Raw genomic sequence first — 12299 nt, 5'->3', positions numbered from 1 at the left:
GTTGCCGGGAAACCACATAATGACAGATTCAGCGTCGTTCCGTCTCTTCGAGGCGTTGGGACTCGCTGCCGCCATGGCCAATATCGATGCCGAGCGTGTCGAGCCGTTTGCGCAGCGTATTGCGGTTGATCCCCATCGCGCGGGCGGCGCGGAGCTGGTTCTGGCCGTGGCGCGCCAGCATCGCTTCGATCAACGGGCGTTCGACTTCGCCGATGACACGATCGTACAGCGTACCGTCGTCGAGCGCGGCGGGGTTTTCGCGCGCGATCCGCTCGATCATTACGCGGACGGCGTGGCCGATCTCGATATCGGCGGGTTCGCCGATTATCGCGTGTGTGCCGATCATCGTGCGGATCGCGTCGGCGCCGATCACTTCGTCCCGCGCCAGCACCGCCAGCCTGCGCATCAGATTTTCGAGTTCGCGGACGTTGCCCGGCCAGTCGTGCGCGCCGAGTTCGGTGAGCGCGTCGCTGCCGAGCTGGCGACGGGGCAGCCCCTGCATGGCGGCATGGTCGAGGAAATGGCGGGCGAGCAAGGCGATGTCCTGGCGACGCTCGCGGAGTGGCGGCAGCGTGATCGGGACGACGTTGAGGCGGTAGAACAGGTCCTCGCGGAAATGCCCGGCGGCGACCTGCGCGTTGAGATCGCGGTTGGTGGCGGCGACGATGCGGACGTCGACGCGGATCGTCCGCGCGCCGCCGACGCTGGTGAACTCGCCCGACTGGAGCACGCGCAACAAGCGGGTCTGCGCCTCCATCGGCATGTCGCCGATCTCGTCGAGAAACAATGTGCCGCCCGACGCCTGTTCGAACCGCCCGGCATTGCGCGTCGCCGCGCCGGTGAACGCGCCGCGCTCATGCCCGAACAGTTCGGCCTCGATCAGCTCGCGCGGGATCGCGGCCATGTTGATCGCCACGAACGGCGCGGCGTTGCGTGGGCCGAGATCGTGGATCGCGCGCGCGACGAGTTCCTTGCCGGTGCCCGATTCGCCCGAGATCAGCACCGTCAGGTCGTTCGAGACGACCCGCGCGATGATCCGATAGACGTCCTGCATCGCCGCCGATCGCCCGATCAGCGGCAGTGCGCGGTCCTCGTCGTGGAGCGCGTCCTCCGACACCATCCCGCCACGCGCGAGCGCACCGGCCACCGCACGGGTCAGCACGTCGAGGTCGAACGGCTTGGGCAGATACTCGTATGCGCCAACCTCGGCCGCGCGGACCGCGGTGGTCAGCGTGTTCTGCGCCGAGAGGACGATGATCGGCAGCAGGGGAAAGCGCGCGGCAACGCTGCGGACGTGATCGATACCGTCGCCATCGGGCAGGATAACGTCGGTGACGAGGACATCGGGGAGCGATGCGGCGAGCGCACGTTCGAGTTGCGCGAGGCTGTCGGCCACCGACACCTCATGCCCGGCACGGCGGAGCGCCTGCGCGACGACGGTCCGGATCGCGGCGTCGTCGTCGACGACCAGAACGGTGCTCACGATGCTGCTCTTGGCAGTAGCAGGCGGAGGACGGTCATCTCGGGATTTCCTTCGCGGGCGTATTGGACGATCCCGCCCATGTCGCGCGTGAGCTTGTCGACGAGCGCGAGACCAAGCCCCTGCCCTTCGCGCCGACCCGATACGAACGGATCGAACAGATGGTCGGCAATATCGGCCGGGGCACCGGGGCCATTATCGAACACGCAGATCTCGATCGGGAGCGGCAGGCGTGGCTTGCCCGGGGCCGAACTGACGGTGATGCCGTGGCGGTAGGCGGTCGTCATCACGAGCCGAGGTTCGCGTTCGTTTCGAACGGCTTCGCGTGCGTTCTTGAGCAAGTTTATGACGATCTGGAGCAGTGCGTCGCGATTGATCTGCGCGGGCGGGAGCGACGGATCGAAGCGTTCCTCGATCGAAATGCCGCGCGCGAACCCGGCGAGCGCCAGCCGACGCGCATGGCCGAGCAACGGATAGATGTTCTCGCTGGCGAGCGGCAGCGGACGCGTGTCGCTGAAATCCTGCATCCGGTCGATCAACGCCGCGATCCGGTCGACTTCGGTCACGATCAGCGTCGTCAGTTCGCCCGCGCCGAGCAACTGCGCCGCCCCGCGGATGCCGGAGAGCGGGTTCTTGATCTCGTGCGCCAGCATCGCCGCCGCACCGACGGCCGCACGCGCGCCGGCCGCGCGGTCGGCGGAATGGCCGAGCCGCCGCGAGGTCGCCGCGGAATGCAGCGTGATCGCGCGCCAGCCCGGGTAGTCGGCAATCTGCGTCTCGGCGAAATCGACCCGGATCTTGCCACCCCGCGCAGTCGACATCTCGGTGTCGTACACCGCGAGCCCGTGCCCGTCGCGATTGCGCGGATCGTCGGGCGGCGGGATGATTGCGTCGAGCGGCTGGCCGATCATCAGCCGCTCCGACAGGTTCAGCAGTTGCTCGGCGAGCGCGTTGGCATGCGCGACGCGCTGATCCGGATCGACCACGACGACGGCGACCGGGAGCGCCGCGAACAACTCCGCAAAACCCGGCCGTACCCGAGAGTGCGTGTCAGGCCGCTGCAAGGTCGCGCCAGGGAGCGTAGAACTCGGCGAGCATCGCCTTGACCTGCTTGGGATCGGGAACCTGGTTCACCTTGTTGCGGAACTCGGCCGATCCGGGCAGGCCCTTGGTGTACCAGCCGATGTGCTTGCGCGCCATGTTGACGCCGGTCTCGATCCCATAATGTTCGAGCATCGCCTCGTAATGCCCTGCGATCGCGTCGTATTGCTCGGTGATCGACGGGTCCTCGATGCGCCGACCGGTGGCGAACCACTCCATGACCTGGCCGAGCACCCACGGGCGACCATAGCTGCCGCGACCGATCATCAGCCCATCGGCGCCCGACTGGTCCATCGCGGCTTCGGCGTCCTCGATCGTGCAGATATCGCCGTTGACGATCACCGGCACGCTCACCGCGTCCTTGACCTTCCGGACGAAGCCCCAGTCGGCATTGCCCTTGTACATCTGGTTGCGCGTGCGGCCGTGGACGGTGATCAGCTTGACGCCAAGGTCCTCGGCGATCCGCGCGAGGTCGGGCGCGTTGAGGCTGTCATGGCACCAGCCCATCCGCATTTTGAGCGTTACGGGGACGTCGACTGCCTTCACCGTTGCCTCGATGATCGCGCTGGCGAGCTTGGTGTCGCGCATCAGCGCCGAGCCCGCGTCGCCGTTGACGACCTTCCGCACCGGGCAGCCCATGTTGATATCAATGATCGCCGCCCCGCGATCCTGGCTGAGCTTGGCGGCTTCGCCCATCTCGTACGGCGTGCAGCCGATCAGCTGCATCGACACCGGCTCTTCGAGCCGATCCCAAGCCGCCTTCTGCAACGACTGGCGCGTCTCGCGGATGGCCGCCTGGCTCGCAACCATCTCGGTCACGTTGAGGCCTGAGCCATAGCGTCGCACGAGCGTGCGGAACGGCATGTCGGTGACGCCGGTCATCGGCGCGAGCACGACGGGGCTTTCGATCCGGACAGGACCGATCTGGATGGGAGATAGATTACGCATGGATGTGCCTGAAAAAGAGGCATCGCCCTACCCTGTCCCGCGCTCCGTCGCAAGACTGGCGAGCCTCCGGACGAACCGCTAGGTCGCGACGATGACACAGGCACACCGTATCGTTGCGATCATCGTCGCCGCCGGAACCGGCGTGCGCGCCGGGGGATCGGTTCCCAAGCAGTTCGCGCCGATCGCCGGGCGTCCGATGGTCGCCTATTCCTACGACGCATTTTCCGCGCATCCGGCGATTGCCGAGACGATCGTCATCATCGGTGAAGGGCAGCAGGTTCTGGCCGCCGAGTCGCTCGGCAGCAGCGTGAGGACTGTCATCGGCGGACCGACCCGGCGCGACTCAGTCGCGAACGGACTCGCGGCGATCGATGACGCGACGCACGTGATGATCCACGACGCGGCCCGCCCGTTCCTCTCCGCCAAGGTCATCGATTCGCTCGTCTCAGCCTTGAAGACCCGGGACGCGGCCGTTCCTGTCCTCCCGGTGACCGATACACTCGCTCGCGGCTCCGTCCTGCTTGGGGACATCGTCCCCCGCGCGGACCTCAACCGCGTGCAGACTCCGCAGGCGTTTTCCGTCGAAGCGCTACGCGCCGCGCACGCAGTCTGGCCCGAAGACGAGGAAGCAACAGACGACGCGCAGATGGTGCGGCGGCTTGGCGTCGGCGTCGCGTTGGTGCAGGGCTCGGCGATGCTCGAGAAAGTCACCCACCCCGAAGATTTCGCGGCCGCCGAGGCGCGTGTCGCGTATGAAACCCGCACCGCGATGGGCTTCGACGTCCACCGCCTCGAAACCGGCGAGGAACTCTGGCTCGGCGGCGTCCTGATCCCGCACAACAAGGGCCTGTCCGGGCATAGCGATGCCGACGTCGCGCTCCACGCGCTGACCGACGCGCTGCTGGGCACGATCGCAGCCGGCGATATCGGCACGCATTTCCCGCCGAGTGACCCGCAATGGAAGGGTGCCGACTCCGCGCAGTTCCTCCAGCATGCGGCCAAGCTGATCGCCGACAAGCGTGGCAGAATCGATTTCGTCGACCTGACGATCATGTGCGAGGCGCCGAAGATCGGACCGCACCGCGCCGCGATGACCGCGCGGATCGCCGACCTGCTCGGGCTCACGCTCGACCGGGTCAGCGTCAAGGCAACCACGACCGAGCGGCTCGGCTTTACCGGCCGCGGCGAAGGCATCGCCGCACAGGCCGTCGCGACCGTCCGCGTACCAGGATCGCCGGCATGAAGGCCCGCATGAAGATTGGCGCCGCGCTGGCTGCCGTCGCGCTTCTCGCCAGCCCGGCGGTTGCGCAACCCCGCTGCATCACCGGACCCGAGGCAGAATCGCTGACGCTGGTCGCGATGCCTGACATCCTCCGCGAAACCGGTCGCGTCTGCGCGGCGCAACTCCCGGCCGCCAGCCTGATCCGGCGGCAGTCGAGTGCGCTGATCGATCGCTATCAGATCGAGTCCGACCGCGCCTGGCCGTCCGCTCGCGCGGCGATCGTCAAGCTGAGCGATCCTGCGGTCGACGCGATGCTCGATTCGGACTTTGCGCGGCCCTTGCTGACGACGTTGCTGGTGCCGCAGATCGTCGGGCGGATCGCGACGCGCGATTGCGGGACGATCGATCGGATGTTGACGCTGCTGCAACCCTTGCCGCCCCGCAACACCGCGGCCATCGTCGTGGAAACGTTGCGGTACCTGAAATCGCAGAAGCCGCGCGGCGGTGATATCGCCGCGGTGGCGATGCTGCTGTGCCCGGTGGAGACTCGCTGATGGATACCATCCTTCCCGCCGAACTGGTCGACGCCGCGCGTAAGGTCGTCGAGCAGAACCGCGCGATTGGACGCCGGGTCGCGGTCGCCGAGAGCTGCACCGGTGGCCTCGTCGCTGCTGCGTTGACGGAAATTCCCGGATCGTCCGACGTGTTCGAAGTCGGCTTCGTCACCTATTCGAACGAGGCCAAGCTCGGCGTGCTGAAGATCAGCTCGGACGTGCTCGAAACGTTCGGCGCGGTCTCGATCGCGGTCGCGTGGAGCATGGCACAGGCCGCGTTGAAGCAGTCGGGCGCGGACATCGCCGTCGCGATCACGGGCGTAGCGGGCCCCGGCGGCGGATCGCTCAAGAAGCCGGTCGGGACGGTCGTGTTCGGTCGCGCGGAAAAGGGGCGCGATCCGTCCGACGTTCATGCCGATCGCAAGGATTTCGGCGATCTCGGTCGTGGCGGGATCCGGCTTCAGGCCGCGTTGTGTGCGCTCGAACTCTTGCTGCCGGACGCACCGGCCCCGGAAGACTCGGCCGCGGAAGATTCGGCGCCGTAAAGCTCGGCAGCGCGAGTCTCGAACGCGCCGATCATTTTCCGCAGCGCGGCGCCGAAGACCTGGCCCGCGATCATCTCGAACATCCGGTTCTTGAACGCGAAGTCGACGGTGAAGTCGACCGCACAGCCCTGAGGTTCGGGCCGGAAATGCCATTCGTTGCGCAGATACTTCAGCGGCCCATCGACATAATCGACGTTCAGTTCGCTCGGGCGCACCTTCTGCACGCGCGAGGTGAACGTCTCGCGCAGGCCCTTGAAGCCGACGATCATGTCGGCGAGCGTCTCGGTCTCGCTGTTGGAGCGCACCCGCATCGCACTGACCCAGGGCAGGAACTCGGCATAGCGACCGACATCGGCCACCAGGTCGAACATCTGCTCAGGCGTGTACGGCAAATGACGCGTTTCGGAATGCTTCGGCATCAGATGCGCGCGACGCCCAGCTTCGCGTCACGATTTGCGCGCAACCGCTCGAAATCGTCGCCGGCGTGATAGCTCGACCGGGTCAGCGGCGACGAGGCGACCAGCAGGAACCCCTTTGCGCGCGCGATCGAGGCATAGGCGTCGAATGCCTTGGGCGGCACGAACTCGGCGACCTTGGCGTGGCGCGGGGTGGGCTGGAGATACTGGCCCATCGTCAGGAAATCGATATCGGCGCAGCGCATGTCATCCATCACCTGATGGATCTCCAGACGCTCCTCGCCGAGCCCGAGCATCACGCCGGACTTGGTGAAGATCGACGGATCGTGCTTCTTGACGCTCTCCAGCAGGCGCAGCGACGCATAGTAGCGCGCACCCGGGCGGATCGTCGGATAGAGCCGCGGGACGGTCTCCAGATTGTGATTGTAGACGTCGGGACGCGCCTCGACGATCGACTCGATAGCGGCCTGCGCCTTGTTGCGGAAGTCGGGGGTCAGGATCTCGATCGTCGTCGTCGGGTTCGACGCGCGGATCGCCTGGATCACCTCGACGAACTGCGATGCGCCACCGTCCGGCAGGTCGTCACGATCGACCGAGGTGATGACGATGTGGTTCAGCCCCATCTGCGCCGCCGCATCGGCCACGTTCTGCGGCTCCATCCGGTCGACTGCGCGCGGCATGCCGGTCTTCACGTTGCAGAATGCGCACGCCCGCGTGCAGGTGTCGCCGAGGATCATCACCGTCGCATGCTTCTTCGACCAGCATTCGCCGATATTCGGGCACGCCGCCTCTTCGCACACCGTCGTGAGGCTTTTCGAGCGCATCAACTCGCGGGTTTTTGCGAAGCCAGCGGAGGTCGGCGCCTTGACGCGGATCCAATCGGGCTTGCGGGCACGCGGGACGGCGATCGGGGTCATCTCGTTCATGGACGCCAGATAGCCCCGCCCTGCCGTCGAGACAATGGCGGCGGATCAGGTCGGCCGGTTGGAACGGCTGGAAAAACGGGATAAAATGATGGAACCAGTTTCAACATGACAAGTTTGTCATGTTGCAGTGCAAACGTCCATGAAAGGCTAACCGTGCCAACTCACTTTCCGGAAATGATCGAAGGCTATCACCGCTTCAAGGAGGGCCCTTGGGAGGAGCAGCGCGAGCGCTGGAAGGAACTGCAGGACGGCCAAAGCCCGAAGGTCATGATCATCGCGTGCTCCGACAGCCGCGTCGAGCCTGCGCAGATCTTCGACACGCTGCCGGGCGAGGTGTTCGTCGTTCGTAACGTCGCCAACCTCGTACCGCCGTTCGAAACCGGTGGCGGCTATCATGGTGTCTCCGCCGCGATCGAGTTCGCCGTCACCCAGCTGAAGGTCGAAGAGATCGTCGTGATGGGCCATGAGAAATGCGGTGGCTGCAAGGCCGCGCTGACCCAGGCATTCGCCGATGCCGACCATGGTGCCGGCGGTTTCGTTTCCGACTGGGTCAGCCTGCTCGACGGCGCGCGCGAGAAGGTCATCGCGAAGTTCGGCGAAGGGGCTGAGGCTGGTCGCGAGATGGAGCTCGAGTCGGTCCGCACCTCGATCGCCAATTTGCGCACGTTCCCATTCGTGACCGACGCCGAAGCCGCCGGCACGCTGGCGCTTCGCGGTGCCTATTTCGGCATCGACAAGGGCCAGATGCTGCTCCTCAACGCGGATGACGAGTTCATCCAGGCCGAGTCGGCCGAGGCAAAGTCCGCGCAAGCCTAACGGGTCAGCGAAGGCCCAGCGCCTTCTCCGCCACGCGCTTGACCTTCGGGTCGAGCGGTGGCGGGACCATCGACACGCCGGCTTCGAGGCGGTCCGCGATCAGAGTCAGCGCTGCGATGCGGGCCGCCTTCTTGTCGTTGCCGTCGATCACCGTCCACGGTGCGGTCGCGGTATCGGTGCGCGCGAACATCTCGGCCATCGCCTCGAGATACTCGGTCCGACGCGACCGGTTGTGGTAATCGTCAAGGCCGGTCTTCCAGTGCTTCCACGGGTCGTCGAGCCTGGCTTTCAGGCGACGGTCCTGTTCCTTCTGCGTGGTGTGGACGAACAGCTTGATCAGCGTCGTGCCGCTCTCGACCTGCTGTGCCTCGAACGCGTTGATCTCGTCGTAACCATCGCGCCACTGCGTTTCGCTGGCGAACCCCTCGACGCGTTCGACGAGGACATGGCCATACCAGCTGCGATCGAACACCGCGATGTTGCCGTCGGCGGGTAACCGGTTCCAGAACCGCCAAAGGAAATGGTGCGCCTTCTCGTCTGCGGTCGGGGCGGCGATCGGCCAGACCTTGTAGTTGCGCGGGTCCCACTCGGCGGAGAGGCGCTGGATGATGCCCCCCTTCCCCGCGGCGTCCCAGCCCTCGAACATGACGATCGCGCGCGTACCGCCGACGATATGCGCGACCTGGATATGCTCCAGCCGCTTCTGGAGCGCCGCGAGGTCATGCTTGTACTTGCCGTCATACGCGTCGCCGGCTTCGTAGTCGGCCAGGTGTATCGTCATGCGCTGCGCTCCATCACCGGTTTCGATCAGCCTGCGTTCGGCGCGACCGCCTTCGTCACGTCCTTCGGACCATCGACGGTCAGGCGGATGTTGAGTTCCTTCAGCTGCTTGGCGCTGACCGAGCTCGGCGCGCCCATCATCAGATCCTCGGCTTTCTGGTTCATCGGGAACAGCACGACCTCGCGGATGTTCGGCTCGCCCGCGAGCAGCATGACCATGCGGTCGATACCCGGTGCAGAGCCGCCATGCGGCGGGGCGCCGACCTTGAACGCGTTGATCATGCCCGCGAAGTTCGTGTCGACATCGGCCTGCGTGTAGCCGGCGATCTCGAACGCCTTGTACATGATCTCCGGGCGGTGGTTCCGGATCGCGCCCGACGACAGCTCGACGCCGTTGCAGACGATGTCGTACTGATACGCCAGGATATCGAGCGGGTCCTTGGTCTCCAGCGCCTCCATCTCGCCCTGCGGCATCGAGAACGGGTTGTGGCTGAAATCGACCTTCTTGGCGTCCTCGTCATACTCGAACATCGGGAAGTCGACGATCCAGCAGAATTCGAACCGGTTCTCGTCGATCAGGCCGAGATCGGCACCGATCCGCGCCCGCGCAGCTCCGGCGAGCTTGGAGGCGGGCAGTTCCTTGCCGGCGGCGAAGAAGATGCCGTCGTTCGGGCCGAGGCCCATCTCGGCGATCAGCTTCCGGGTGGCTTCTTCGCCGTGGTTCTTGGCGATCGGGCCGCCGAGTTCGCCGTTCTTCTGCGTGATGTAACCGAGCCCGGCATGCCCTTCGGCACGCGCCCAGTCGTTCATGTCGGTGAAGAACTTGCGGCTCTTGTCGGCGGTGTTCGGTGCGGGGATCGCGCGGACCACGTCACCGCCGGCAACGATCCCGGCGAACAGGCCGAAGCCCGAATCGACGAAGTGATGGCCGACGTCGTGGATCAGGATCGGGTTGCGCAGGTCGGGCTTGTCGCTGCCGTATTTCAGCATCGATTCGCGGTAGGGGATGCGCTTGAACGGGAGTGCCGAGACCTGGCGGCCCCCCTTTGCACCAGAATGGCCCTGCCAATCGGCGAACTCCTCGAACACGCCGTGCAGGACGGGCTCGATCGCATTGAACACGTCGTCCTGCGTGACGAAGCTCATTTCGAAATCGAGCTGGTAGAACTCGCCTGGGCTACGATCAGCGCGCGCGTCCTCGTCGCGGAAGCACGGGGCGATCTGGAAATAGCGATCGAAGCCGGCGACCATCAGCAGCTGCTTGAACATCTGCGGCGCCTGCGGGAGCGCGTAGAACTTGCCCGGATGGACGCGGCTCGGGACGAGGTAATCGCGCGCGCCCTCGGGCGACGACGCGGTCAGGATCGGTGTCTGGAATTCGGTGAAGCCCTGATCGTTCATGCGGTTGCGCAGCGAGGTGATCACCTTCGAGCGGAGCATGATGTTCGCATGAAGTCGCTCGCGACGCAGATCGAGGTAGCGATAGCGCAGGCGGATATCCTCGGGATACTCGGCCTCGCCCGCGACCGGCATCGGCAGCTCGCCGGCCATCGACTGGACGGTCGCGGCGGTCGCGCGGATCTCGATCCCGCCGGTCGGCAGGTTCGGGTTCACCGCTTCGGGTGCGCGTGCGGTGACCTTGCCGGTGATCGTGACGACGCTTTCGCTCTTCAGGCCCTCGATGACCTTGAAGACCGGGCCGCTGACGTCGGTAACGATCTGCGTGATACCGTAGTGATCGCGCAGATCGATGAAGACGAGGTCGCCGTGATCGCGCTTCTTGTGGACCCAGCCGGAGACGCGGACCTCTTCGCCGACCTGTTCGGGGCGGAGGGCGGCGCAATTGTGGGTGCGATAGGCGTGCATGTGTCTCGTCTCTCATGCGTCGTCCCAGCGAAAGCCGGGATCTCGTGCGGCAAGGGTGGGCCCTGCGACGGGAGATCCCAGCTTTCGCTGGGATGACGGGAATTGGATGCCTCGCGCTTCCCTTCCTCACCCGCCTTTGTCAAGGCGGACACGCCTCGCTATGGACGGTCCATGCATATCCACCCGCTTATCTCCGACAGTGCCACGCTCGCCAATCTGTGTGCGCGCATGGCCGACGCCGACTATGTGTGCGTCGACACCGAATTCATGCGCGAGAGCACCTATTATCCGGAGCTCTGCCTGATCCAGATCGCCGACGACAAGGAAGCGGCGGCGATCGATCCGATGGCGCCGGGCATCGACCTGAAGCCGCTGCTCGACCTGCTCGTCGAGAATCACGACGTGCTGAAAGTCGTCCATGCCGGCGGGCAGGACATCGAGATCGTCTATAACCTCACCGGCAAGACCCCCTTCCCGCTGTTCGATACGCAGGTCGCGGCGATGGCGCTCGGTCAGGGCGAGCAGATCGGCTATTCGAACCTCGTCGACAGCTGGCTAGGGATCGCGGTCGACAAGGGCGCGCGGTTTACCGACTGGGCGCGCCGCCCGCTCGACGAGCGGCAGATCGAATATGCGATCGGCGACGTCACGCATCTGTCCAAGATCTTTCCGAAGATGCTCGAGCGGTTGCGCAAGACGGGGCGCGGGGTGTGGCTCGACCAGGAGATGGAGCGGCTCGGCGATATTGCCAATTATGCGAACGATCCCGATCTCGCCTGGAAGCGCGTGCGAATTTCGGGGCGCAAGCCCGAAGTGCTCGGGCGGCTGAAGGCGCTGGCGCGGTGGCGCGAGCTGGAGGCGCAGGCGAAGGACCTGCCGCGCGGGCGTATCGTCAAGGACGAGACGCTGGGCGACATGGCGGGGCATCCGCCGCGCAAGCAGGCCGACCTCGCGCGGGTGCGTGGGTTGTCGGCGACATGGGCCGGCAACGATATCGGCGGACGGCTGATGGCCGCGATCGAGGGGGCGCAACCGCTTGGCGAGGACGAACTGCCGCCGCGCGACGATCGCAAGCCCGGGCTCGGCAAGGAAGGGTCGCTAGTTGCGGACCTCCTCAAGCTGCTGCTCAAGATCCGCTCGCGAGACATTGATGTCGCGTCGAAATTGTTGGCGCGGACGGATGAACTCGAAGCCCTCGCGGCGGGCGTTCGCACCGGGCTGCCGATGCTGGAGGGCTGGCGGTTCGATCAATTTGGGCGCGATGCGCTGGATCTGGTCGAGGGACGACTGGCTTTCGCGGTCATTGGCGGCAAGCTGAAGATGACGCGTACGGAGGATGCCGCATGAGAATCGTTCTTGTCTCAGTCTTGCTGGCTTCGGCGGCGTGTACGCCGGTCGAGATGCGCGGCGAGGCGCCTGCCGCTCCGCCGGTCGCGACCGCCTGCAATGCCGATTCGCTGGGTGATCTGGTCGGCAAGCGCGCGAGTGATGCCCGGGCGGACGTGATGCAGACGCGGTCGGGCGCTCGGACGCTGCGTTGGATCGCACCGAACACGGCGGTGACGATGGATTTCCGGCCTGACCGGCTGAATGTGTATGTCGATGCGAAGGGCCGGATCGAACGCTTCACCTGCGCTTGATCACT

General features: G+C 65.8%; 13 protein-coding genes. 6 read left to right on the top strand and 7 right to left on the bottom strand.

Translation table 11 applies throughout. The features are described from left to right. Nucleotides 1-28 precede the first annotated feature (28 nt). Genes ntrC through dusB form a run of 3 tightly spaced genes read right to left on the bottom strand, consistent with a single transcriptional unit; the run spans nt 29 to nt 3529 of the window. Nucleotides 29-1483, bottom strand: coding sequence for a nitrogen regulation protein NR(I) (gene ntrC, locus SPHN_RS01540; protein ID WP_248520718.1), 1455 nt, complete (start codon nt 1481-1483; stop codon nt 29-31). Next, nucleotides 1480-2496 carry a two-component system sensor histidine kinase NtrB gene (locus SPHN_RS01535; protein WP_248520717.1) on the bottom strand — a complete coding sequence of 339 codons (1017 nt, stop codon included), beginning with the start codon at nt 2494-2496 and terminating at the stop codon, nt 1480-1482. Before SPHN_RS01535 ends, ntrC begins: the two co-directional genes overlap by 4 nt. Nucleotides 2497-2530: 34 nt before the next feature. Further along, nucleotides 2531-3529: a tRNA dihydrouridine synthase DusB gene (gene dusB / locus SPHN_RS01530; protein WP_248520716.1), complete on the bottom strand. Its 999-nt coding sequence runs from the start codon at nt 3527-3529 to the stop codon at nt 2531-2533. Nucleotides 3530-3620: 91 nt separating this feature from the next. Here dusB and SPHN_RS01525 point away from each other — a divergent pair, with 91 nt between their 5' ends. From SPHN_RS01525 to SPHN_RS01515, 3 genes are read left to right on the top strand one after another with little or no spacing between them, the layout of a single operon-like run. After that, complete coding sequence (locus SPHN_RS01525) at nt 3621-4772, top strand: bifunctional 2-C-methyl-D-erythritol 4-phosphate cytidylyltransferase/2-C-methyl-D-erythritol 2,4-cyclodiphosphate synthase (RefSeq protein WP_248520715.1); 1152 nt, start codon at nt 3621-3623, stop codon at nt 4770-4772. Beyond that, entirely contained in the window at nt 4769-5305 is a 537-nt protein-coding gene (locus SPHN_RS01520; protein ID WP_248520714.1) for a hypothetical protein, read from the top strand. Before SPHN_RS01525 ends, SPHN_RS01520 begins: the two co-directional genes overlap by 4 nt. Beyond that, the gene (locus tag SPHN_RS01515; protein ID WP_248520713.1) at nt 5305-5850 is read left to right on the top strand and encodes a CinA family protein; all 546 of its coding nucleotides are present in this window, start codon (nt 5305-5307) and stop codon (nt 5848-5850) included. Before SPHN_RS01520 ends, SPHN_RS01515 begins: the two co-directional genes overlap by 1 nt. Here SPHN_RS01515 and SPHN_RS01510 read toward each other — a convergent pair. Both SPHN_RS01510 and lipA read right to left on the bottom strand, forming a co-directional pair. Next, on the bottom strand, nt 5766-6269 hold the full coding sequence (locus SPHN_RS01510; protein WP_248520712.1) for a type II toxin-antitoxin system RatA family toxin: 504 nt from the start codon (nt 6267-6269) through the stop codon (nt 5766-5768). The genes SPHN_RS01515 and SPHN_RS01510 overlap by 85 nt on opposite strands. Further along, a complete protein-coding gene (lipA, locus tag SPHN_RS01505; RefSeq protein WP_248520711.1) occupies nt 6269-7192 on the bottom strand; it encodes a lipoyl synthase in 924 nt (307 codons plus the stop codon). The genes SPHN_RS01510 and lipA overlap by 1 nt, the downstream gene beginning before the upstream one ends. 174 nt (nt 7193-7366) lie before the next feature. Between lipA and SPHN_RS01500 the strand changes: the two genes are divergently transcribed. Beyond that, complete coding sequence (locus SPHN_RS01500) at nt 7367-8008, top strand: carbonic anhydrase (protein ID WP_248521447.1); 642 nt, start codon at nt 7367-7369, stop codon at nt 8006-8008. A 4-nt stretch (nt 8009-8012) separates the two neighbouring features. Here SPHN_RS01500 and SPHN_RS01495 read toward each other — a convergent pair whose 3' ends face one another. Both SPHN_RS01495 and aspS read right to left on the bottom strand, forming a co-directional pair. Further along, nucleotides 8013-8789 (bottom strand): polyphosphate kinase 2 family protein, encoded by a 777-nt coding sequence (locus SPHN_RS01495; RefSeq protein ID WP_248520710.1) that lies wholly within the window; start codon nt 8787-8789, stop codon nt 8013-8015. Between the two features lie 26 nt (nt 8790-8815). Continuing rightward, nucleotides 8816-10654, bottom strand: coding sequence for an aspartate--tRNA ligase (gene aspS, locus SPHN_RS01490; RefSeq protein WP_248520709.1), 1839 nt, complete (start codon nt 10652-10654; stop codon nt 8816-8818). Between the two features lie 171 nt (nt 10655-10825). Between aspS and rnd the strand changes: the two genes are divergently transcribed. Continuing rightward, nucleotides 10826-12001: a ribonuclease D gene (gene rnd, locus SPHN_RS01485; RefSeq protein WP_248520708.1), complete on the top strand. Its 1176-nt coding sequence runs from the start codon at nt 10826-10828 to the stop codon at nt 11999-12001. Further along, entirely contained in the window at nt 11998-12294 is a 297-nt protein-coding gene (locus tag SPHN_RS01480) for an I78 family peptidase inhibitor (RefSeq protein WP_248520707.1), read from the top strand. The genes rnd and SPHN_RS01480 overlap by 4 nt, the downstream gene beginning before the upstream one ends. Nucleotides 12295-12299: the final 5 nt, after the last annotated feature.

The sequence above is a fragment of the Sphingomonas faeni genome (assembly GCF_023195535.1).
Taxonomy (GTDB): Bacteria; Pseudomonadota; Alphaproteobacteria; order Sphingomonadales; family Sphingomonadaceae; genus Sphingomonas; species Sphingomonas faeni_B.
Note: the sequence above shows the minus strand (reverse complement) of the source record. Positions and strands in the feature narration are given on the sequence as shown.